The organism is Leclercia sp. UBA7405, from assembly GCF_037152215.1.
Lineage (GTDB): Bacteria > Pseudomonadota > Gammaproteobacteria > Enterobacterales > Enterobacteriaceae > Enterobacter > Enterobacter pneumoniae.
Map to the genome: position 1 here is coordinate 149,710 of NZ_JBBCMR010000003.1, position 20,719 is coordinate 170,428.

The 20,719-nt window shown below is 55.5% G+C and carries 21 protein-coding genes and 1 other RNA gene; 7 read left to right on the forward strand and 15 right to left on the reverse strand.

Annotated features, from left to right (window positions below):
• Nucleotides 1-2: 2 nt before the first annotated feature.
• Both dsbC and xerD read right to left on the reverse strand, forming a co-directional pair.
• Entirely contained in the window at nt 3-716 is a 714-nt protein-coding gene (gene dsbC, locus WFN75_RS15950) for a bifunctional protein-disulfide isomerase/oxidoreductase DsbC (protein ID WP_336996475.1), read from the reverse strand.
• 25 nt (nt 717-741) lie between these two features.
• The gene (xerD, locus tag WFN75_RS15955) at nt 742-1,638 is read right to left on the reverse strand and encodes a site-specific tyrosine recombinase XerD (protein ID WP_040074146.1); all 897 of its coding nucleotides are present in this window, start codon (nt 1,636-1,638) and stop codon (nt 742-744) included.
• 102 nt (nt 1,639-1,740) lie between these two features.
• Here xerD and fldB point away from each other — a divergent pair, with 102 nt between their 5' ends.
• On the forward strand, nt 1,741-2,262 hold the full coding sequence (gene fldB, locus WFN75_RS15960; protein ID WP_207292358.1) for a flavodoxin FldB: 522 nt from the start codon (nt 1,741-1,743) through the stop codon (nt 2,260-2,262).
• A gap of 4 nt (nt 2,263-2,266) precedes the next feature.
• On the opposite strand, the gene WFN75_RS15965 is transcribed toward fldB, so the two are convergent.
• Together WFN75_RS15965 and sdhE are read right to left on the reverse strand one after the other, a co-directional pair.
• Nucleotides 2,267-2,683, reverse strand: coding sequence for a protein YgfX (locus tag WFN75_RS15965; protein WP_046887112.1), 417 nt, complete (start codon nt 2,681-2,683; stop codon nt 2,267-2,269).
• Nucleotides 2,664-2,930: an FAD assembly factor SdhE gene (gene sdhE, locus WFN75_RS15970; protein ID WP_040074142.1), complete on the reverse strand. Its 267-nt coding sequence runs from the start codon at nt 2,928-2,930 to the stop codon at nt 2,664-2,666. Before sdhE ends, WFN75_RS15965 begins: the two co-directional genes overlap by 20 nt.
• Before the next feature lie 291 nt (nt 2,931-3,221).
• Between sdhE and ygfZ the strand changes: the two genes are divergently transcribed.
• The gene (ygfZ, locus tag WFN75_RS15975) at nt 3,222-4,202 is read left to right on the forward strand and encodes a tRNA-modifying protein YgfZ (RefSeq protein ID WP_336996476.1); all 981 of its coding nucleotides are present in this window, start codon (nt 3,222-3,224) and stop codon (nt 4,200-4,202) included.
• A gap of 85 nt (nt 4,203-4,287) precedes the next feature.
• On the opposite strand, the gene trhA is transcribed toward ygfZ, so the two are convergent.
• Nucleotides 4,288-4,947 carry a PAQR family membrane homeostasis protein TrhA gene (trhA, locus tag WFN75_RS15980; RefSeq protein WP_336996477.1) on the reverse strand — a complete coding sequence of 220 codons (660 nt, stop codon included), beginning with the start codon at nt 4,945-4,947 and terminating at the stop codon, nt 4,288-4,290.
• Nucleotides 4,948-5,111: 164 nt separating this feature from the next.
• Nucleotides 5,112-5,423 carry a N(4)-acetylcytidine aminohydrolase gene (yqfB, locus tag WFN75_RS15985; protein ID WP_336996478.1) on the reverse strand — a complete coding sequence of 104 codons (312 nt, stop codon included), beginning with the start codon at nt 5,421-5,423 and terminating at the stop codon, nt 5,112-5,114.
• A gap of 52 nt (nt 5,424-5,475) precedes the next feature.
• Here yqfB and WFN75_RS15990 point away from each other — a divergent pair, with 52 nt between their 5' ends.
• The gene (locus WFN75_RS15990; protein WP_040074138.1) at nt 5,476-6,207 is read left to right on the forward strand and encodes a MurR/RpiR family transcriptional regulator; all 732 of its coding nucleotides are present in this window, start codon (nt 5,476-5,478) and stop codon (nt 6,205-6,207) included.
• Between the two features lie 115 nt (nt 6,208-6,322).
• Nucleotides 6,323-7,756, forward strand: coding sequence for a 6-phospho-beta-glucosidase (locus WFN75_RS15995; RefSeq protein WP_207292360.1), 1,434 nt, complete (start codon nt 6,323-6,325; stop codon nt 7,754-7,756).
• Between the two features lie 40 nt (nt 7,757-7,796).
• Here WFN75_RS15995 and WFN75_RS16000 read toward each other — a convergent pair whose 3' ends face one another.
• The 8 genes from WFN75_RS16000 to WFN75_RS16035 all read right to left on the reverse strand — a co-directional run bounded on the left by WFN75_RS16000 (nt 7,797) and on the right by WFN75_RS16035 (nt 17,843).
• Nucleotides 7,797-8,540, reverse strand: a complete 744-nt coding sequence (locus tag WFN75_RS16000) for an SDR family oxidoreductase (RefSeq protein WP_286808097.1) — start codon at nt 8,538-8,540, stop codon at nt 7,797-7,799.
• Between the two features lie 65 nt (nt 8,541-8,605).
• Entirely contained in the window at nt 8,606-11,479 is a 2,874-nt protein-coding gene (gene gcvP, locus WFN75_RS16005) for an aminomethyl-transferring glycine dehydrogenase (protein ID WP_336996479.1), read from the reverse strand.
• Nucleotides 11,480-11,604: 125 nt separating this feature from the next.
• Nucleotides 11,605-11,994: a glycine cleavage system protein GcvH gene (gene gcvH, locus WFN75_RS16010; RefSeq protein ID WP_040074134.1), complete on the reverse strand. Its 390-nt coding sequence runs from the start codon at nt 11,992-11,994 to the stop codon at nt 11,605-11,607.
• A gap of 23 nt (nt 11,995-12,017) precedes the next feature.
• Entirely contained in the window at nt 12,018-13,112 is a 1,095-nt protein-coding gene (gene gcvT / locus WFN75_RS16015) for a glycine cleavage system aminomethyltransferase GcvT (RefSeq protein ID WP_336996480.1), read from the reverse strand.
• A 428-nt stretch (nt 13,113-13,540) separates the two neighbouring features.
• Nucleotides 13,541-14,743 (reverse strand): FAD-dependent 2-octaprenylphenol hydroxylase, encoded by a 1,203-nt coding sequence (gene ubiI, locus WFN75_RS16020; protein WP_336996481.1) that lies wholly within the window; start codon nt 14,741-14,743, stop codon nt 13,541-13,543.
• An 11-nt stretch (nt 14,744-14,754) separates the two neighbouring features.
• Nucleotides 14,755-15,933: a 2-octaprenyl-6-methoxyphenyl hydroxylase gene (gene ubiH / locus WFN75_RS16025; protein ID WP_336996482.1), complete on the reverse strand. Its 1,179-nt coding sequence runs from the start codon at nt 15,931-15,933 to the stop codon at nt 14,755-14,757.
• Complete coding sequence (gene pepP, locus WFN75_RS16030) at nt 15,930-17,243, reverse strand: Xaa-Pro aminopeptidase (protein ID WP_336996483.1); 1,314 nt, start codon at nt 17,241-17,243, stop codon at nt 15,930-15,932. Before pepP ends, ubiH begins: the two co-directional genes overlap by 4 nt.
• Before the next feature lie 21 nt (nt 17,244-17,264).
• Nucleotides 17,265-17,843, reverse strand: a complete 579-nt coding sequence (locus WFN75_RS16035; protein WP_212476475.1) for a YecA/YgfB family protein — start codon at nt 17,841-17,843, stop codon at nt 17,265-17,267.
• A 167-nt stretch (nt 17,844-18,010) separates the two neighbouring features.
• Between WFN75_RS16035 and zapA the strand changes: the two genes are divergently transcribed.
• From zapA to WFN75_RS16050, 3 genes are all read left to right on the forward strand, one after another.
• Nucleotides 18,011-18,340, forward strand: coding sequence for a cell division protein ZapA (gene zapA / locus WFN75_RS16040; RefSeq protein ID WP_040074128.1), 330 nt, complete (start codon nt 18,011-18,013; stop codon nt 18,338-18,340).
• Nucleotides 18,341-18,381: 41 nt separating this feature from the next.
• A non-coding RNA gene (ssrS, locus tag WFN75_RS16045) (6S RNA) lies at nt 18,382-18,565 on the forward strand.
• 28 nt (nt 18,566-18,593) lie between these two features.
• Nucleotides 18,594-19,190 carry a 5-formyltetrahydrofolate cyclo-ligase gene (locus WFN75_RS16050; protein ID WP_336996484.1) on the forward strand — a complete coding sequence of 199 codons (597 nt, stop codon included), beginning with the start codon at nt 18,594-18,596 and terminating at the stop codon, nt 19,188-19,190.
• A gap of 43 nt (nt 19,191-19,233) precedes the next feature.
• On the opposite strand, the gene serA is transcribed toward WFN75_RS16050, so the two are convergent.
• Nucleotides 19,234-20,466 carry a phosphoglycerate dehydrogenase gene (gene serA / locus WFN75_RS16055; protein WP_040074126.1) on the reverse strand — a complete coding sequence of 411 codons (1,233 nt, stop codon included), beginning with the start codon at nt 20,464-20,466 and terminating at the stop codon, nt 19,234-19,236.
• Nucleotides 20,467-20,719: the final 253 nt, after the last annotated feature.

The window sequence follows — 20,719 nt, forward strand, 5'->3', positions numbered from 1 at the left end:
AATTATTTACCGCCAAACTGTTTCTGGTGTGCATCAAGGAAGGCTTTCATCTCTTTCGGCCCCTGATAACCCGGCACTACGTAGCCGTTATTCAGCACAATGGCCGGGGTGCCGGTCACACCGAACTGCACGCCCAGCGCATAGTGATTCGCGATATCGATACCGCAAGAGGCCGGCTGAATGCCTTTGCCGCTCATGGCGTCATCAAAGGCTTTGTTGCGATCTTTCGCACACCAGATGGCTTTCATATCCTGTTCTGGCTGGCTCTGGACGCCCGCGCGCGGGAAGGCCAGATAACGCACGGTGATCCCCAGCGCGTTGTAGTCTTTCATCTCTTCATGCAGTTTGTGGCAGTAGCCGCAGGTGATGTCGGTAAAGACGGTGATTACATGTTTTTCCTGCGGCGCTTTGTAGATGATCATCTCTTTTTCCAGCGCATTCAGGTTTTTCATCAGCATCTGGTTGGTGATATTCACCGGCTGCGCGCCGCTCACATCGTATAGCGGCCCCTGAAGGAAATGTTTGCCATCTTCGGTGACGTACAGCACGCCGCCGCTGGTCATGACGGTTTTCATTCCGGCAATGGGCGCAGGCTGAATGTCGCTGCTGGTGACGCCAAGCTTAGCCAGCGACTGTTTAATCGCTGCATCATCCGCATGCGCCAAACCCGATAACGAAGCTGCCAGCAGAGTGAACAGCGCTAATGACTTTTTCATAATCCTTCCTTAAACAATTCGGCACTCACGCGCGTGGGTGGTGCTGTTGATGTAGCTGCCGCAAGCGTTCCGTGGCGACGTGCGTATAGATTTGCGTCGTGGAAAGATCGCTATGACCAAGCAACATCTGCACCACGCGCAAATCGGCCCCGTGGTTTAACAGATGCGTTGCAAAGGCGTGACGCAGAACGTGCGGTGACAGTTTTTCACTGTCGATGCCTGCCAGTGTGGCGTAATGTTTGATGCGATGCCAGAAGGTTTGCCGCGTCATTTGCTGGGCGCGCTGGCTGGGAAACAGCACATCGTTAGAGACACCGTTCAGCAGCCAGGGGCGACCGTGCTCCAGCCAGTTTTCCAGCCAGTACACCGCCTCTTCGCCCAGCGGAACCAGTCGCTCTTTATTCCCTTTACCGATTACCCGCACCACACCCTGACGCAGGCTGATATCGCTCATCGTCAGCCCGACCAGTTCAGAGACGCGCAGACCTGTCGCATACAACACTTCAAGCATCGCTTTATCGCGTAACTCCAGCGGCTGGTCAACAACGGGTGCCTGTAATAATCGCTCAACTTGCGCTTCGCTCAGATCTTTGGGCAGACGTTGGGGCAGCTTAGGCGACGCCAGCGAGGCGCTGGGATCGTCCGGGCGAATTTTCTCGCGATAAAGATATTGAAACAGCCGACGCACAGCGCTGAGCAGCCGCGCGGAGCTGGTAGCTTTGTATCCCCCCTCCACGCGCTCGGCAAGCAGGGCCTGCAAATCGTCGCTTTGCGCAGTCGCCAGTTCGCGATCGTGATGATGCAGCCACGCCGCCAGCATCGTCAAATCGCGCCGATAAGCACTGAGGGTATTTTCAGCCAGATTCTTCTCAAGCCAGAGCGCGTCGAGAAATTGTTCGATGAGTGCGAGATCCTTTTCCACTTCCGCCCCTTTAGTTCTGCTGTCGGTGCATTATGCCTGAAGGCGTATCGTTTCTGGTACACTAGTTCGCAACGTCAAAGCAAGTATTGAGACATTTTAGCGATGAATATTGGTCTGTTTTATGGTTCCAGCACCTGCTATACCGAAATGGCTGCTGAGAAAATTCGCGACATTATCGGCCCTGAGCTGGTCACCCTCCATAACCTCAAAGACGATGCGCCGACCCTGATGGAGCAGTACGACGTGCTGATCCTCGGCATTCCAACCTGGGACTTTGGCGAACTGCAGGAGGACTGGGAGACGGTGTGGGATCAGCTGGACTCTCTGAACCTGGACGGCAAAATTATTGCGATGTACGGCATGGGCGACCAGCTGGGTTACGGCGAATGGTTCCTGGATGCGCTGGGCATGCTGCACGATAAACTCGCGCCAAAAGGGGTGACCTTTATCGGCTACTGGCCGACGGAAGGCTACGAGTTTACCAGTAAGAAACCTATCACCGCAGAAGGGCAGCTGTTTGTCGGTCTGGCCCTTGATGAAACCAACCAGTACGACCTAAGCGAAGAGCGGCTGCAAAACTGGTGCGAGCAGATCCTCGGCGAAATGGCAGAGCAGTTTAGCTAAATCGCTACCGTCCTTGCGTCGGCTGTTGCTGAGCAATCATCCGACGCAGGTCTCGCCACTCGCCTTCATCCATGCTATCCGCCGATACCCATAAATGGTGGCAGCGCTGCTCTTCGCTTGCACGCAGACGCAGCATCATGCCGGCGTTAATCATCCACGGCGAGCCGACGATCTCCCACTCTTTCCCCTGCCAGCGCAGGCGAGAATCCATAAACAGTTTAATTTCACCCTGACGGGCGTTGATCCGCCGCTGGCTTCGAACGCTGTCAAAGACCACCAACGAGAGAAGTAGCAGCCAGAGCGGGGTATAGCTCAGCGGCCATGGCATTAACAGAATGGCGGCCGCAACCAACCCGTGGAGTAAAAGAGACATCCACTGTGAGCGCCACGAGACGCGTAAATCAGATTGCCACAGGACCACGTTCCCGATTCCGTGTTTGAATTAAAAGCACCATCCGTTGCAGCTCGCTGTCGGCTGGTTCGCCATGATTCATCAGCCAGTTGAATAAATCTGGATCGTCACACTCCAGCAGGCGGATAAACAGCTGTTTATCTTCATCGCTCAGGCTGTCGTATTCATGTTCGAAGAACGGCATGATGGAGATGTCGAGTTCACGCATACCGCGACGGCATGCCCAGTGAATGCGGGCTTTATTATTAATATCCATGTCATTTTTCCTGCATAACGTTGGGTTCAGACACTGCTCCACGCCAGAGTTTTCCCTGCGTGAGGCAAAATCTAGTGTAACGTGTTTTCTGTCGATTCTTTACTGGAATATTACGCATCGGAAGAGGCTGCGCAGAAAACAGAGGCAAAACTGAAGCGGCTCGCACGCTCTTGCGTAACCTTTCGCAGAACGCGTTGAAGGCACGAATAGCCTGTTGAAACCGCTTGCATTGACTACAGTCTCTTTTACCATTAGGCATCAATAAAGCGTTAAGCAAATCAGGACATCACTATGGCATTTACCCCTTTCTCTCCGCGCCAGCCTGTCGCCTCTGCGCGTCTGCCGCTGACGCTGATCACCCTCGATGACTGGGCGCTGGTTTCCGTTACCGGCCCGGATAGCGAAAAATATCTGCAGGGCCAGGTGACTGCGGATGTGGGTCAACTGACGGAGCACCAGCATCTGCTTGCGGCTCACTGCGATGCAAAAGGTAAAATGTGGAGTAACCTGCGCCTGTTCCGTCGCGGCGAGGGCTTTGCTTTTATCGAGCGCCGCAACCTGCGCGATGCTCAGCTGACTGAGCTAAAAAAATACGCGGTCTTCTCCAAAGTTACTTTTTCGCCGGACGACGAGGTCGTGCTGCTGGGCGTGGCCGGTTTTCAGGCGCGCGCTGCCCTGACGAATCAGTTTGCAGAGCTGCCGGATGCCAGCAAACCGCTGACCACCGATGGCGTTACGTCTATTTTATGGTTTGAACACCCGGCTGAACGCTTCCTGCTGGTCACCGACGTCGCCACGGCCGAGCGCCTGACCGAAGCGCTGCGCGGCGAAGCGCAGCTGAACGGCAGCCAGCAGTGGCTGGCATTGAACATTGAAGCCGGTGTGCCCGTCATCGATAGCGCCAACAGTGGGCAATTTATTCCGCAGGCCACGAATTTGCAGGCGCTGGGCGGCATCAGTTTCAAAAAAGGGTGCTATACCGGCCAGGAGATGGTGGCGCGTGCGAAGTTCCGTGGCGCGAATAAACGTGCGCTCTGGTATCTGGCGGGCACCGCCAGCCGCGTTCCGGAAGCCGGCGAAGACCTTGAAATGAAGATGGGTGATAACTGGCGTCGTACCGGTACGGTTCTGGCCGCCGTTCAGCTTGATGATGGCCGCCTGCTGGTGCAGGTCGTGATGAATAACGATATGGAGCCAGACAACGTGTTCCGTGTACGTGATGACGCCAACACTTTAAGCATCGAACCGCTGCCTTACTCTCTGGAAGAGTAATAGCCCTGCACGATGGCGAAGTAAAAAAAACGGTAACCCGAAGGTTACCGTTTTTTGTTATGAGAGCGCGCGCGCCGCACTGCGGTTACACCTGCCCCACATATAAATAAATCGCCAGGAAGTGACAGACACTTCCCCCCAGCACGAAGCCGTGCCAGATAGCGTGGTTGTAAGGGATGCGTTTGCAGACGTAGAAAATAACCCCTAGCGAATAGATTACGCCCCCTACGGCAAGCAAGGTCACGCCGCCTGCCGACAGTTTCACCGCCAGCTGATAGACCACAATCAGCGACAGCCAGCCCATGGTCAGATAGGTGACCAGTGACAGAGCTTTGAAGCGGTGAGCGATGGTCAGTTTAAACAGGATGCCCAGCAGCGCCAGGCTCCAGATAACAATCATTAACCCACGCGCAAGCGGAGAACCCAGCCCCACCAGCAGGAAAGGTGTATAGGTGCCGGCAATCAACAGATAGATGGCGCAGTGGTCGAATTTCTTCAGCCAGATCTTGGCTCGCTGGTGTGGGATAGCGTGATAAAGCGTGGAGGCCAGGAACAGCAAAATCATGCTCCCGCCGTATAAACTGTAGCTGGTAATAGCCATCGCACTGGCGTTAGCATCCACCGCCTGCACCAGCAGCAACACCAGACCGACAATACCAAAGACGAGGCCGATGCCGTGGCTGATACTGTTGGCTATCTCCTCAGCCAGTGAATATCCCTGTGCGAGTAATGGTTTATTAACCATAGAGGTCTCCAGGAGAACATAAAAAAATAACGTATCGCCAGACTATGCTAACTGAGAATGATTCCAGTGAACACCTGTTAGCTAAAATAAAGTCTTATTTTCAGAAAAGTTATATTTTTCATATCGTTACATATAAACCTCACCGCACAGCTGTTCACTCTATGTTAAAGACATTCAAATTCAATGAGATAAAACTGCGTCTGCCCGGGATAGATGTCGGTAATGACCTGCTTTAGCTCAGTTAAGGTCATGTTTTCCTGTCGGGCATGTTGATCATCAAGCGTATCCAGCGTCACGGTCGCGGTGCCGGTCACCTTGATGGTGCAGAAATAGCCATCATCTTCATAGCGGCCAACGCGCAAAATATCACCTGTTTTAAAATGCGACTCGCTTTTATCGCGAAGGGTAATGGTCTTACGCCCGGCCAGAATGTCATCCTGAAAGCGTTGAAAAAAAGTGATGTCGTTTGGCTGCATGGTATGATTCCTTAACGATGACGTCTGCGATGAGAGTTTTGCCACAGTGAGTATGTTCACCCACGCCGCGATTGCCAGTCTCAATAATCTGGAGATGATGGTCTACAACTTTGTCATCAAAAACCGCGACAAAGTCATGTATATGACCATTCGCGAGCTGGCAGATGCCGCGGGCGTGTCCACGACCACCGTGCTGCGTTTTTGCCGCAAGCTTAACTGTGAAGGTTATTCTGAATTTCGGGTACGCTTTAAACTCTATTTAGAGCAGAACGAACCTCAACAAGCTAATTTTGGCGCCAGCGAAATTATCAGCTTCTTTAAAGGTGTCAATAACGAAGAGTTTGATGCCCTGCTCGACGACGCTGTAGATATTATTTTATCTTCTGAACGAATTATATTTGTCGGCGCGGGCACCTCTGGTTCCCTGGCAAAATATGGCGCACGCTTTTTCTCAAATATCGGAAAATTTAGCAACCATATCGACGATCCTTATTTCCCCGTCACTAACGATATGGCTAAAAACGCCCTGGCTATTGTCCTCTCTGTCTCGGGCGAAACCGAAGAGATCCTGCGCTTCGCCAGCCAGTTCAGCCTGCATCACTGCAAGGTACTCTCCATTACCAGTCACGAGCACTCTCGCCTGGCGAAGCTGGCCGACTTTAATCTCTCCTGGCATGTGCCTCAAACGCGCATCGGCGGCGTCTACGATATTACCACTCAGATCCCGGTGATTTATATTCTGGAATCTTTAGGCCGTAAACTGGCGAAGAAACTGACAGAATAAAACATCCTGTTTTTTTGATGTAACAAATCACATTTTGCGCGAATTGTTATATCGTGACTTTTAATTCCCCTTTGTTAGACTCGAAAACAGAACGTAATTAACGAGATTAGCAAAGATGAAAAAACTCACCTTACCAAAAGACTTTTTATGGGGCGGCGCGGTTGCGGCGCATCAGGTCGAAGGCGGCTGGAACAAAGGCGGCAAAGGGCCGAGCATTTGCGACGTGCTGACCGGCGGTGCCCATGGCGTACCGCGTGAAATCACCCAGCAAGTGGTGCCGGGGAAATACTATCCGAACCATGAGGCGGTCGACTTTTACGGCCACTATAAAGAAGACATTAAGCTGTTTGCCGAAATGGGCTTCAAATGTTTCCGCACCTCCATCGCCTGGACCCGTATCTTCCCGAAAGGGGATGAAACTCAGCCAAACGAAGAAGGGCTGAAGTTCTACGATGAGATGTTCGATGAGATGCTGAAGTACAACATCGAGCCGGTGATCACCCTCTCCCACTTCGAAATGCCGCTGCATCTGGTGCAGGAATACGGCGGCTGGACCAACCGTAAAGTGGTCGATTTCTTTGTGCGCTTCTCTGAAGTGGTCTTCGAGCGCTACAAAAATAAGGTCAAGTACTGGATGACCTTTAACGAAATCAATAACCAGCGTAACTGGCGTGCGCCGCTGTTCGGCTACTGCTGCTCTGGCGTGGTCTATACCGAGCATGCTAATCCGGAAGAGACCATGTACCAGGTGCTGCATCACCAGTTCGTGGCCAGCGCCCTGGCGGTGAAGGCCGCGCGTCGCATTAACCCGGAGATGAAAGTCGGCTGCATGCTGGCGATGGTGGCGCTCTATCCGTTCTCCTGCAAGCCAGAAGACGTGATGTATGCCCAGGAATCCATGCGTGAGCGTTATGTCTTTACCGATGTTCAGCTGCGCGGCTACTACCCGTCTTACGTGCTGAACGAGTGGGAACGCCGCGGCTTCTCTATCAATATGGAAGCGGGCGACGAGCAGATCCTGCGCGAAGGCACCTGCGACTATTTAGGCTTTAGCTACTACATGACCAACGCCGTGAAGGCAGAGGGCGGTACCGGCGATGCAATTTCCGGCTTCGAAGGTAGCGTGCCGAACCCGCACGTCAAAGCCTCTGACTGGGGGTGGCAGATTGATCCGGTGGGCCTGCGCTACGCACTGTGCGAGCTGTATGAACGCTATCAGAAGCCGCTGTTCATCGTGGAAAACGGGTTCGGCGCCTACGATAAAGTGGAAGAGGACGGCAGCATCAACGATGATTACCGCATCGACTATCTGCGTGCCCACGTCGAAGAGATGATAAAAGCCGTCACCTACGATGGTGTAGATCTGATGGGCTATACCCCGTGGGGCTGCATCGACTGTGTGTCGTTCACCACGGGTCAATACAGCAAGCGTTACGGCTTTATCTATGTGAACAAGCACGACGACGGTACGGGCGACATGTCGCGCTCCCGTAAGAAGAGCTTTGAGTGGTATAAAACCGTCATCGCCAGTAACGGCGAAACGCTTTAAGCCCCACGGGCACATGGCCTCTCCCCTGTGGGGAGAGGTTCTATTTCCCGCCCGCTAATTCAAGAAAACTGCCCGTCACGTACGACGCCTTCTCGCTCAACAGCCAGACAATCGCCTGTGCCACCTCTTCCGGCTGCCCACCGCGCTGCATCGGCAACATCGACTTCACCCGATCGACACGCCCCGGCTCACCGCCAGAAGCATGAATATCGGTGTAAATCAGCCCCGGACGCACGCAGTTCACGCGGATCCCCTGCGCTGCCACTTCCAGCGCTAAGCCGGTGGTCAGCGAATCCACGGCCCCTTTCGACGCGGCATAATCCACATACTCGCCCGGTGCGCCAAGGCGAGAGGCGGCGGAGGAGACGTTAACAATCGCCCCGCCTTTACCCCCGTGGTTGTGCGCCATGCGTTTGACCGCCTCACGGCAGCAGAGGAAATAGCCGGTGACGTTGGTCGCCAGCACCCGATTAATGCGCTCGGCAGAGAGATTCTCAATCGTGCTCTGTTCAAACAGAATGCCGGCATTATTGACCAGGGCGGCGAGCGGTTCTCCTTCACGATCGAGACTTTCAAACATTGCCAGCACCTGCGCTTCATCGCTGATATCGGCGCGCAATGCAAATGCCCTGCCTCCTGCGTCCTGTATGGCATTAATGACCTGCGTTGCGGCGTGGATGTTGTGATGGTAGTTAACCGCCACGGTATAACCTTCACGGGCCAGCTGCAGCGCGGTAGCTTTGCCAATCCCCCGGCTGGCGCCGGTAACCAGTGCGATTGCCATTGTTCACTCCTTAAAAAAAAACCGGGTAGCGCATGCGCTTACCCGGTTTGTTAATCAGTGGGGGGTTACTGGTATTCGCTCATCGGCACGCAAGAGCAGAACAGATTCCGGTCGCCGTAGACATCGTCCAGACGTTTAACCGTCGGCCAGTATTTGTTTGCCACACCCGCCGGGAAGACCGCCAGTTCGCGGGTGTAACCGTGGTTCCATTCCGCCACCAGTTCGTTCTGGGTATGCGGGGCATTTACCAGTGGGTTATCGGTAAGCGTCCACTCACCCGATTTCACGCGGTCAATCTCACTGCGGATCGCCAGCATCGCATCGATAAAGCGGTCCAGCTCGACTTTGCTTTCAGACTCGGTTGGCTCAACCATCAGGGTTCCGGCAACCGGGAAGGACATGGTTGGCGCGTGGAAGCCGTAGTCGATCAGACGTTTAGCAATATCCAGTTCGCTGATGCCGGTCTCTTCTTTCAGCGGACGGATATCCAGAATGCACTCGTGTGCTACGCGGCCATCACGGCCCGTGTAGAGCACCGGATAGGCATCTTTCAGACGCGTCGCAATGTAGTTCGCGTTGAGGATGGCGACCTGGCTTGCCTGCTTCAGCCCTTCAGCACCCATCATGCGGATGTACATCCAGCTGATTGGCAGGATAGAAGCGCTACCAAACGGTGCCGCAGAAACCGCGCCCTGGCGGGTCAGCATGCCTTCGATCTGCACCACGCTATGGCCCGGAACAAACGGCGCCAGGTGCGCTTTCACGCCAATCGGCCCCATACCTGGTCCGCCGCCACCGTGTGGGATGCAGAAGGTTTTATGCAGGTTCAGGTGGGAGACGTCCGCGCCGATAAAGCCAGGGGTCGTGATACCCACCTGGGCATTCATGTTTGCGCCATCCAGGTAAACCTGGCCGCCATACTGGTGCACGATTTCGCAGACTTCGCGGATAGTCTCTTCGTACACACCGTGAGTGGACGGGTAAGTGACCATGATGCAGGAGAGCTTGTCACCGGTCTGCTCGGCTTTCGCCCGCAGATCCGCAAGATCAATGTTGCCGTTCTTATCGCAAGCGACCACCACCACTTCCATACCCGCCATCTGAGCAGAGGCTGGGTTGGTGCCGTGCGCGGAGCTTGGGATCAGGCAGATATCGCGATGCCCTTCGTTGCGGCTTTCATGATAGTGGCGAATCGCCAGCAGGCCCGCGTATTCACCCTGCGCGCCGGAGTTCGGCTGCATGCAGAGCGCGTCGTAGCCGGTCAGCTTCACCAGCCAGTCAGAGAGCTGGTTGATCATCTGGTGGTAACCTTCCGCCTGATCTACCGGGCAGAACGGGTGCAGCTCGGCGAATTCCGGCCAGGTGATCGGGATCATCTCGGCCGCAGCGTTGAGCTTCATGGTGCATGACCCCAGCGGGATCATCGCCTGGTTCAGCGCCAGATCTTTGCGCTCCAGAGAGTGCATATAACGCATCATCTCCGTTTCGCTGTGGTAACGGTTAAAGACGGGATGGGTCAGGATGTCGTCGTTACGCAGCATGCACTCCTGGATGGAGCGGCTATCGTGCGCCACCTCTTTATCCAGCGTGTCGATGTTCAGGCCATGGTCAGCACCCAGCAGGACATCGAACAGCGCTGCAACATCGTCGCGGGTCGTGGTTTCGTTCAGCGTAATACCCACCGCGTTCAGGATGTCGCTGCGCAGGTTAATCTCTGCGGCCTCGGCGCGCGCCAGCACGGCGGCCTTGTCGGCAACCTCAACACACAGGGTGTCGAAGAAGTGGGCGTGACGCAGCTTTTGCCCTTTTTGCTGCAGACCCGCCGCCAGGATATCGGCGAAGCGATGAATGCGGGAAGCAATGCGTTTCAGGCCAACCGGGCCATGGAAGACGGCATACAGGCTGGCGATGTTGGCCAGCAGTACCTGAGAGGTACAGATGTTGGAGTTCGCTTTCTCGCGGCGGATATGCTGCTCGCGCGTCTGCATCGCCATGCGCAGCGCGGTATTACCGGCCGCATCTTTAGAGACGCCGATAATACGGCCCGGCATGGAGCGTTTGAATTCATCTTTTGCGGCAAAGAAGGCCGCGTGCGGGCCACCGTAGCCCATCGGAACGCCAAAGCGCTGGGCAGAGCCGAAGACGATGTCCGCCCCCTGTTTACCCGGCGCCGTGAGCAGTACCAGCGACATAAAATCGGCCGCTACGCTGACCACGATTTTACGGGCTTTCAGCTCAGCAATAAGATCGCTGTAATCGTGGACTTCACCGGTGGTGCCCACCTGCTGCAACAGCACGCCAAAGACATCCTGATGATCCTTCACCTTTTCGGCATCATCTACAATGACGTCAAACCCGAAGGTTTCCGCACGGGTACGTACTACGTCCAGAGTTTGCGGATGGATATCGGCCGCGACGAAGAAGCGGTTTGCGCCCTTCAGTTTGCTGACGCGTTTTGCCATTGCCATGGCTTCGGCAGCGGCGGTGGCTTCATCCAGCAGTGAGGCAGAAGCAATATCCAGCCCCGTGAGATCCAGCGTCACCTGCTGGAAGTTCAGCAGCGCTTCCAGACGGCCCTGAGAGACTTCCGGCTGATACGGCGTATAGGCGGTATACCAGCCCGGATTTTCCAGCATATTGCGCAGAATAACCGGCGGCAGTTGTACCGGGGTGTAGCCCATGCCAATGTAAGACTTAAAGCGCTTGTTAAGGCCGGCAATCGCCTTCAGCTCCGCCAGCGCGGCAAATTCCGTCGTGGCATCGCCTACCTGCGGCGGTGTGGCAAGCTGGATGTCTTTTGGCACGATCTGGCCGATCAGGGCGTTTAATGAATCTGCGCCAACCGTGTTCAGCATCTCCTGCTGTTGCTGAGCATCCGGCCCGATGTGACGTTCAATAAAGGCGCCACGATTTTCAAGCTGGCTTAAAGTCTGTGTCATGAGCGATGGTTCCTGAAACGTGCAGTGAATGTGTATTCTCCCTCTCCCTGAGGGAGAGGGCTGGGGTGAAGGTGTCGTCTGTTCCCCTCACCCTACCCTCTCCCTAAAAGGGAGAGGGAAAAGGCTTACTCGTCTTCTAACAGTGCTTCGTACGCGGTGGCATCCAGCAGCGCGGCAACTTCCGCTTCATCGCTGGCTTTGATTTTAAAGATCCAGCCGCCCGCGTAAGGCTCGCTGTTTACCAGTTCCGGGGAGTCGCTCAGCGCGTCATTCACAGCAACGATTTCGCCGCCAACCGGCGCGTAGATGTCAGAAGCGGCTTTCACAGACTCCGCCACCGCACAGTCATCGCCTGCGCTAACGGTCGCGCCCACTTCCGGCAGGTCAACAAAGACCATGTCACCCAGCAGCTCTTGCGCATGTTCGGTGATGCCTACCGTGTAAGTGCCGTCCGCCTCTTTGCGCAGCCACTCGTGTTCTTTGCTGTATTTCAGTTCTGCTGGCACATTGCTCATTGAAGTTCTCCTGATAAAAATAATTAGACGACCGGCTTACCGGCGCGAACAAAAATCGGTTTAGTGACGGCAACCGGCATCTCGCGATTGCGGATCTGTACAACGGCAGTGTCGCCAATGCCCGCCGGTACGCGTGCCAGCGCAATGCTGTAGCCCAGGGTCGGCGAGAAGGTGCCGCTGGTGATCACCCCTTCGCGATGATTGCCATCGGCATCGGTGAAGCGCACCGGCAGTTCACCGCGCAGCACGCCTTTGTCTTTCATGACCAGGCCAACCAGCTGTTCGGTGCCCTTATCACGCTGCATCTCCAGCGCTTCGCGACCGATAAAGTCACGGTCAGCCGGTTCCCAGGCAATGGTCCAGCCCATATTCGCAGCCAGCGGAGAGACGCCTTCGTCCATCTCCTGGCCATATAAATTCATACCGGCTTCCAGACGCAGCGTATCGCGCGCCCCCAGGCCTGCCGGTTTCACGCCGGCTTCTACCAGCGCACGCCAGAAATCAGCGGCTTTCTCGTTAGGCATGGCAATTTCATAACCCGCCTCGCCGGTGTAACCGGTGGTGGCAATGAACAGGTCACCTGCCTGCACACCAAAGAACGGCTTCATGCCTTCGGTGGCGTTACGCTGCTCATCGCTAAATAGCGTTGCAGCTTTCGCCTGGGCATTCGGCCCCTGAACGGCAATCAGCGACAGATCGTCACGGACGGTGATGTCGATGGCGTAAGGTTCGGCGTGTTGGGTGATCCAGGAGAGGTCTTTTTCGCGGGTGGCGGAGTTTACAACGAGGCGGAAGAAATCTTCAGTGAAATAATAGACGATGAGGTCATCAATCACGCCGCCGGAGGCATTGAGCATGCCGGTATAGAGCGCTTTTCCCGGCGTCTTCAGTTTGGCGACGTCGTTGGCCAGCAGATAACGTAAAAACTCCCGGGTGCGGCTGCCGTGCAGATCGACAATGGTCATGTGGGAAACGTCGAACATGCCGGCATCGGTGCGCACGGCGTGGTGCTCATCAATTTGTGAGCCGTAGTGCAGCGGCATCATCCAGCCATGGAAATCCACCATGCGCGCGCCACATAACGTGTGCTGTTCGTACAAAGGAGTCTGTTGAGCCATCTTTTCCTCGTTGAATAAGCAGGGCTATCTTTGCGTTTCATGCGGTTTTATCCCCACGAAACCCGGCATCGGCACCACTCCTGGATGTCGACGCAAACGTTCTCTTTGACCTGAACTTACCACCGAAAACGGCGGCAAACCATAAGCGAAAATGGGCCATCACATTAGCTTATGACCAAAAAGGTGCCGAAAGCCTACAGAGTTATTCACTAAAATTATGCGATACAGGCCGCACAAATCCAGCATCACACCCGCCGCATTCTGTTAAAAATGATATTTAATCTGGAAAAACGGGATGATTTTCCGCAACATAAAAATCACCACATTAGTTTTATTAATGCGAAAAAGCGGGTGAAATTAGATTATTTCAAACGAGGAGAAACACCCGGCCAGCAGGCCGGGAAAGGAAAGTGTGACGGGGGTCTTATTTAGCGCAGCCAGTCCGGCAGGTCGTTCAGACCCATTGCCTGGCGTAAAAGTTGGGGTTTCACGCCCGGAAGGGTATCGGCCAGCTTCAGGCCCAGGTCGCGCAGCAATTTTTTGGCCGGGTTAGCACCGGCAAAGAGTTCGCGAAAACCCTGCATCCCTGCCAGCATCATGGCGGCGCTATGTTTGCGGCTGCGCTCATAGCGGCGCAGATAGAGATGCTGGCCAATGTCTTTGCCCTGCTGATGCAGACGACGCAATTCAGCAACCAGCTCCGCGGCATCCATAAAGCCGAGGTTAACCCCCTGCCCGGCCAGCGGATGAATGGTGTGGGCAGCATCCCCCACCAGCGCCAGACGATGCGCGGCAAACTGGCGGGCATAACGCCCCGTCAGCGGGAAGACAACACGTTCGCTTCCGACGCTGCAGAGCCCCAGGCGGTTATCAAACGCCACGCAAAGCGCCTGGTTAAAGGCCTCTGGTGTAGCATCACGCATGGCCTGTGCCGCATCGGGAGAGAGCGACCAGACGATCGAACAGAGATGAGGATCGCTGAGCGGTAAAAAGGCCAGAATGCCGTCATTGTGGAAAATCTGCCGCGCCACGGCCTGATGCGGCTCTGCGGTGCGGATCGTCGCTACCAGCGCATGGTGATGGTAGTCCCACCAGGTCAGGGGGATATCGGCTTTGTTACGCAGCCAGGAGTTGGCGCCATCGGCTCCCACCATCAGGCGTGCCGTGAGCATGTCGCCGCTTTGCAGGGTGAGAAATGCCTCATTTTCTCCCCAGGCTACCTGCTGGATTTGCGCCGGCGCCAGTAGCGTGACATCGCTGCACTGTTCAGCTTTTTGCCACAGCGCCTGGTGAATCACTGCATTTTCAACAATGTGGCCGAGATGGCTATAGCCCAGGCTCTCGTCATCAAAGGCAATGTGACCGAAGCTGTCTTTCTCCCACACTTCCATACCGTGATAGCAACTGGCGCGGCGCGCAACGATATCAGACCAGACGCCAAGGCGGGTAAGCAGCTTTTCGCTGGCGGCATTGATGGCCGACACGCGCAATTCGGGTGCCGCATCGGCGGCTATGGGCTGAGGCGGCTGCTGTTCGAGTACCGCCACGCGCAGGCCGCTACCCTGTAAGCCACAGGCTAACGCCAGCCCAACCATCCCACCACCGACAATGGCAACATCAACATTCTGCACTTGTTAACTCCTTAGCGAGCGACCCAACCGAGAGTCCTCTGCGCCAGCACGTCGCGTGCCGGAATGAATAATTCCATCGCCATCAGCCCTAAGTTGCGCCCCGCAACCAGCGGGGCCCAGCGGTTAGCGAACAGATGCACCAGCCCATCGGTGACGCCGATGGTCGCCTCTTTATCGCGCTGACGACGGTGTTGATATTGGCATAACAGGGGGTACGCCCCGCAATCTTCTTGTCCGAAAAATGCCTGCGCCAGCGTTTCGGCGAGGGTCATCACGTCACGCAGCCCAAGGTTAAAGCCCTGCCCGGCAATCGGGTGCAGGGTCTGGGCGGCGTTACCTACCAGCGCTACGCGATGAGAAATAGCCTGACTTGCGGTGGTGAGCGCCAGCGGATAATGTGCGCGCTGCCCAACATGGGTAATGCGCCCTAACCGCCAGCCGAAAGCCTGTTGTAATTCGTTGCGAAAACGTTCGTCAGACCAGCCTTTGATCTCGTCCGCTTTCTCCAGCGGATGGCTCCAGACCAGCGAACTGCGCCCCTCAGACATGGGCAGCATCGCCAGAGGGCCGTATTCGGTGAAACGCTCAAAGGCACGGCCCTGATGCGCTACGGCGGTGGCAACGTTGGCGATAACCGCCAACTGGTGATAAGGCTGCTGCTGCCACTGGATACCACACTGCTGGCCCAGCGCTGAACGCGAGCCATCGGCGGCCACCAGCAACTCACCCGTGAGAGAGCTGCCATCATCAAGCGTCACGCTGACCTGATCGTCACTACGCGTGAAATGGGTAACACGTGCCGGACAATGCAGCGTCACGCCCGGCGCCTCTTTTAACAGACGGAAAAGCCGCAACCCCACATCATGGAGCTCGACTACCTGTCCAAGGGCATCGATACGATAATCCTGCGCTTCAAGGGTGACGAACCCGGCGTGGCCGCGATCGCTCACGTGCACGGTTTTGATCGCCGTCGCGCAGTCGGCAATCGCCTGCCAGATACCGATGCGGGCAAGGTGCTGACAGGTACCCTGCGCGATAGCGATAGCACGGGCATCGAAACCCGGATGGTCGTTACGCTGTGGTGCGACGGCTTCAATAAGATGGACGGGTGATTGCCCCTGGGTAAGCCGGGAGATCGCCAGCGCCAGCGTCGCGCCGGTCATGCCGCCGCCTACGATGATGACGCTCATGCGCGCGCCGCCGCCATCAACGCTTCGATATCGTCGGCTTTTTTCACCACCGTCGCCGTCAGGTTTTCATTACCGGTTTCGGTAATCACAATATCGTCTTCAATACGAATACCGATGCCGCGATATTGCGCCGGGACATCGGCATCCGGGGCAATGTACAGACCGGGCTCCACGGTGAGCACCATTCCCGGCTCCAGCACGCGGGAGCGGTCCGGGCCATAGAAGCCGACATCGTGGACATCCAGCCCTAGCCAGTGGCTAAGTCCGTGCATAAAGAAGGCGCGATGTGCGTTCTCTGCAATGAGCTGCTCCACGTCACCTTTGAGGATTTCGAGATTGACCAGCCCGGTGACCATAATACGCACCACTTCACCGGTCACCTCCTGAATGGTGGTGCCAGGGCGGAAGAGGGTCAGCGCCGTCTCCAGCGAATCGAGGACAATATCGTAAATCGCACGCTGGGCAGGGGTGAACTTACCGTTAACCGGGAAGGTACGGGTAATGTCTCCCGCATAGCCTTTATACTCACACCCTGCATCGATCAGCACCAGATCCCCATCGCGAAGTTCGGATTCGTTTTCAGTGTAATGCAGAATGCAGCCGTTTTCGCCGCCGCCAACGATAGTGTTGTAAGAGGGGAAACGCGCGCCGTGGCGGGTAAACTCGTGCAGAACTTCCCCCTCCAGCTGATATTCAAACATCCCGGGGCGGCAGCGTTCCATGGCACGGGTATGCGCCAGGGCGCTGATCTCACCGGCGCGACGCATTACCTCCAGCTCCTCGGGCGATTTAAACAGGCGCATCTCATGCACGACAGGGCGCCAGTCAGTCACAGATGCTGGTGCCTTCAGGTTCTGCCGTGAGCCTTTGCGCAGCGTATTGAGCGCAGTAAATACAATCTCATCGGCATACGCATACTCGCCCTGGGCGTGGTAGACCTCGTCCAGCCCATTGAGCAGTTGCGCGAGCTGTTCATTGATCTCACTGAAGGCCAGCGCACGGTCTACACCCAGTTTTTCTGGTGCCGCCTCCTGCCCCAGCCGACGGCCAAACCAGATCTCGGCCGTCAGGTCGCGTACCCGGTTAAACAACACGCTGTGGTTATGGGTGTCATCGCTCTTAATCAGCACCAGCACGGCTTCGGGCTCATTAAAGCCGGTGAAGTACCAAAAATCGCTGCTCTGGCGATAGGGGTACTCGCTGTCGTTGCTGCGTGTGGCTTCCGGTGCGGCGAAAATAAGCGCGGCGCTGCCTGGCTTCATGGTCGCCAACAGCGCCTGACGGCGGCGAAGATACTCTTGCTGAGTCATGACACCCTCCAGTGGTTGTTCTTAATGTAAGGTTGGCTTCTTAACTTCCGGTGCTGTCGGTTTCACGCGCGTAAACGCGTCATGGCACAGCAGCGATGCTACGCGTACGTACTCAATGATCTCTTCGAGAGACATCTCCAGCTCTTCCTGGTCTTCGTCTTCCTCATAGCCTAACTGGGCGATATTACGCAGATCATCGATGGCTTCACCCGCCTCACCGGTCACTTTATCCAGCTTCGGCTGCGTTACCCCCAGGCCAAGCAGGTAATGGTTAACCCAACCGGCCAGCGCGTCGGCGCGCTCAAAGACGCTGACCTCATCGCCTTCAGGCAGATAAAGCTGAAAAAGGAAGCCGTCATCTTCCAGTGAATCGCTGGTCGCGGCGTGCATTTTTCGCAGGGCCTCGGCCAGCTCGTGGCCAAAAGCCAGCCCTTCGTTAGTCAGGTCGTGAACCAGCGGCAGCCATGAGCTGTCGTTGTTTCCGCCACACAGCATCCCGCTGATCAGACCGTGCATTTCAGCCGGGGTGAGCCCCACGCCCTGCTGGTTCAGTAACTGGCCAAATTCGTTGTAGCCAGGCATTTCGTTCTGTATAGACATGCGCATTCGTCATCATTGGGAGGAATATTCATGATATGCTACCACTTTGGACCCTGGTGACACCAGAAAAGGGCTTGTATCTCCGCACCAGGGTAGCTATAGTGTCGCCCCTTCGCAGGCCCCGGGCCGGATGTGAAGGTAGCGCAGTCAAACAGCAGGAAGGTGGCATGTCTGCACAACCCGTCGATATCCAAATTTTTGGCCGCTCGCTGCGAGTGAATTGCCCGCCTGAACAAAGGGATGCTCTGAATCAGGCTGCGGATGATCTGAATCAGCGGTTGCAAGATCTAAAAGAACGCACTAGAGTCACCAATACTGAGCAACTGGTTTTTATTGCCGCGTTGAACATCAGTTATGAACTGACTCAGGAAAAAGCGAAGACCCGCGATTACGCGGCGAGCATGGAACAACGTATTAAAATGCTCCAGCAGACCATTGAACAGGCGTTACTTGATCAGGGTCGCATTACCGAAAGAACGGGGCAAAACTTTGAATAACGCTTCACAGTTGACTATGGTAGAGTGACTGTGAAGAAAAAATTTCTCTGAGATGTTTGCATGTGGGCCAGTCCCCTGAGCCGATATTTCATACCACAAGAATGTGGCGCTCCATGGTCGGTGAGCATGCTCGGTTCGTCCGAGAAGCCTTAAGACTATGACGACACATTCACCTTGAACCAAGGGTTCAAGGGTTACAGCCCGCGGCGGCATCTCGGAGATTCCCTCTCTTCCTACTACCTCTTCATTACCCATGACGCAACTTCCTGAAGTCTCTTCATCCCGACAAGCCATTCGTCAATCTATTCGCCAGCGTCGTCGCGTATTATCCGCCGAACAGCAAACCCTTTTTGCCCAACAAGCCGCCGCCCGCATGATGGCCTGGCCACCCGTATTGATGGCCCATACCGTGGCACTGTTTTTGTCGTTTGATGGCGAACTGGATACCCGACCGCTTATCGATGCGCTGTGGCGCGCCGGCAAGAAGGTCTATTTGCCCGTATTGCACCCCTTCAGCCCAGGCCATTTACTCTTCCTGCACTACCATCCCCACAGCGAGCTGGTGGTGAATCGTCTGAAAATCACCGAGCCAAAACTGGATGTACGTGACGTGCTGCCTCTGAGCGAACTGGATGTATTGATTACGCCTCTGGTCGCCTTTGATGAGCATGGCCAACGGCTGGGGATGGGTGGCGGTTTTTACGATCGTACCCTGCAAAACTGGCAGCAGTATGGCCTGCAGCCTGTGGGTTATGCCCATGATTGTCAGAGAGTGGAAGCGCTGCCGGTTGAGAAATGGGATATTCCGCTACCAGCGGTGGTTACCCCGTCCAGAGTGTGGGAGTGGTAGAGATGTCGGGTAAGCGCGAACGCTACCCGACAAACTTGCAGGATTAGTACAGCAGACGGGCGCGAATGGTGCCCGGAATCGCCTTCATGCTCTGCAGCGCTTTCTCCGCCACATCTTCATCTGCTTCAATATCGATAACCACGTAGCCCATCTGGGCGTTAGTTTGCAGATACTGAGCCGCGATGTTCACGCCCTGCTCGGCGAAGATCTGGTTGATGGCGGTAAGCACGCCTGGTCGGTTTTCATGGATGTGCAGCAGACGACGGCCACCGTGCAGCGGCAGAGACACTTCCGGGAAGTTCACGGCAGAGAGCGTCGAACCGTTATCGGAGTATTTGCTCAGCTTGCCCGCCACTTCCAGACCGATATTCTCCTGCGCTTCCTGCGTTGAGCCACCAATATGCGGCGTCAGGATCACGTTGTCGAATTCGCACAGCGGAGAGGTAAAGGGATCGCTGTTGGTTGCCGGTTCAGTCGGGAAGACGTCGATGGCGGCACCCGCCAGGTGTTTACGCTTCAGGGCATCGCACAGAGCCGGAATATCGACCACGGTACCGCGTGCGGCGTTGATCAGCAGTGAACCGGGCTTCATCAGCGCCAGCTCTTCCGCACCCATCATGTTTTTGGTGGAGGCATTTTCTGGCACGTGCAGGCTCACCACGTCGCTCATATTCAGCAGGTCGGAGAGATGCTGAACCTGAGTCGCGTTGCCCAGCGGCAATTTGCTCTCGATATCGTAAAAGAAGACGTTCATCCCGAGAGATTCCGCCAGAATACCGAGCTGAGTACCGATATGGCCGTAGCCGATGATGCCCAGTTTCTTACCGCGCGCTTCGAAAGAGCCGGACGCCAGTTTGTTCCAGATACCGCGGTGTGCTTTGGCATTCGCTTCCGGAATACCACGCAGCAGCAGTAGCAGTTCGCCAATAACCAGCTCGGCAACAGAACGGGTGTTTGAGAACGGTGCGTTAAACACCGGAATACCGCGTTTCGCTGCAGCGCCGAGATCAACCTGGTTAGTGCCAATACAGAAGCAGCCGATAGCAACCAGCTTCTCAGCGGCGGAGATAACGTCTTCGGTCAGTTGGGTACGGGATCGCAGGCCAATGAAGTGTGCATCACGGATCGACTCTTTCAGCTGTTCAGTGTCCAGCGCACCTTTATGAAACTCAATGTTGGTGTAACCCGCCGCACGAAGGCTATCCAGTGCTTTTTGATGCACCCCTTCGACCAGCAGAAATTTAATTTTGTCTTTCTCCAGTGATACCTTTGCCATTTACCCGACCCTGTCTGATTGTCTGAACTGATGTTGTGCTGGATTTAAATCCGCTCCAGCCAACATATCAAAAAAAACTATTGCAGCAATATGAACGTTTGCGTCGGCTCTCTGAAGAAAAGTCATCCAGAGCAAAATGGCAGAGGAAAATGCTGGAGATGATAATGAAAGCGGCAGGATTGTCAGACGAGACCGAAAAACGTGATACAAGTCACCGAATTTGGCTTTTGCAAAATATTTAGCGGGGGGACAA

Coding starts and splice junctions, on each gene's coding strand:
- WFN75_RS16000 (WP_286808097.1), bottom strand. CDS start 8,540: ATGGCAATCGCACTGGTTACCGGCGCCAGCCGGGGGATTGGCAAAGCT.
- fldB (WP_207292358.1), top strand. CDS start 1,741: ATGAATATTGGTCTGTTTTATGGTTCCAGCACCTGCTATACCGAAATG.
- WFN75_RS15995 (WP_207292360.1), top strand. CDS start 6,323: ATGAAAAAACTCACCTTACCAAAAGACTTTTTATGGGGCGGCGCGGTT.
- WFN75_RS16050 (WP_336996484.1), top strand. CDS start 18,594: ATGACGCAACTTCCTGAAGTCTCTTCATCCCGACAAGCCATTCGTCAA.
- gcvT (WP_336996480.1), bottom strand. CDS start 13,112: ATGGCTCAACAGACTCCTTTGTACGAACAGCACACGTTATGTGGCGCG.
- gcvP (WP_336996479.1), bottom strand. CDS start 11,479: ATGACACAGACTTTAAGCCAGCTTGAAAATCGTGGCGCCTTTATTGAA.
- pepP (WP_336996483.1), bottom strand. CDS start 17,243: ATGACTCAGCAAGAGTATCTTCGCCGCCGTCAGGCGCTGTTGGCGACC.
- yqfB (WP_336996478.1), bottom strand. CDS start 5,423: ATGCAGCCAAACGACATCACTTTTTTTCAACGCTTTCAGGATGACATT.
- WFN75_RS16035 (WP_212476475.1), bottom strand. CDS start 17,843: ATGTCTATACAGAACGAAATGCCTGGCTACAACGAATTTGGCCAGTTA.
- sdhE (WP_040074142.1), bottom strand. CDS start 2,930: ATGGATATTAATAATAAAGCCCGCATTCACTGGGCATGCCGTCGCGGT.
- gcvH (WP_040074134.1), bottom strand. CDS start 11,994: ATGAGCAATGTGCCAGCAGAACTGAAATACAGCAAAGAACACGAGTGG.
- dsbC (WP_336996475.1), bottom strand. CDS start 716: ATGAAAAAGTCATTAGCGCTGTTCACTCTGCTGGCAGCTTCGTTATCG.
- zapA (WP_040074128.1), top strand. CDS start 18,011: ATGTCTGCACAACCCGTCGATATCCAAATTTTTGGCCGCTCGCTGCGA.
- trhA (WP_336996477.1), bottom strand. CDS start 4,947: ATGGTTAATAAACCATTACTCGCACAGGGATATTCACTGGCTGAGGAG.
- serA (WP_040074126.1), bottom strand. CDS start 20,466: ATGGCAAAGGTATCACTGGAGAAAGACAAAATTAAATTTCTGCTGGTC.
- ygfZ (WP_336996476.1), top strand. CDS start 3,222: ATGGCATTTACCCCTTTCTCTCCGCGCCAGCCTGTCGCCTCTGCGCGT.
- ubiH (WP_336996482.1), bottom strand. CDS start 15,933: ATGAGCGTCATCATCGTAGGCGGCGGCATGACCGGCGCGACGCTGGCG.
- WFN75_RS15990 (WP_040074138.1), top strand. CDS start 5,476: ATGTTCACCCACGCCGCGATTGCCAGTCTCAATAATCTGGAGATGATG.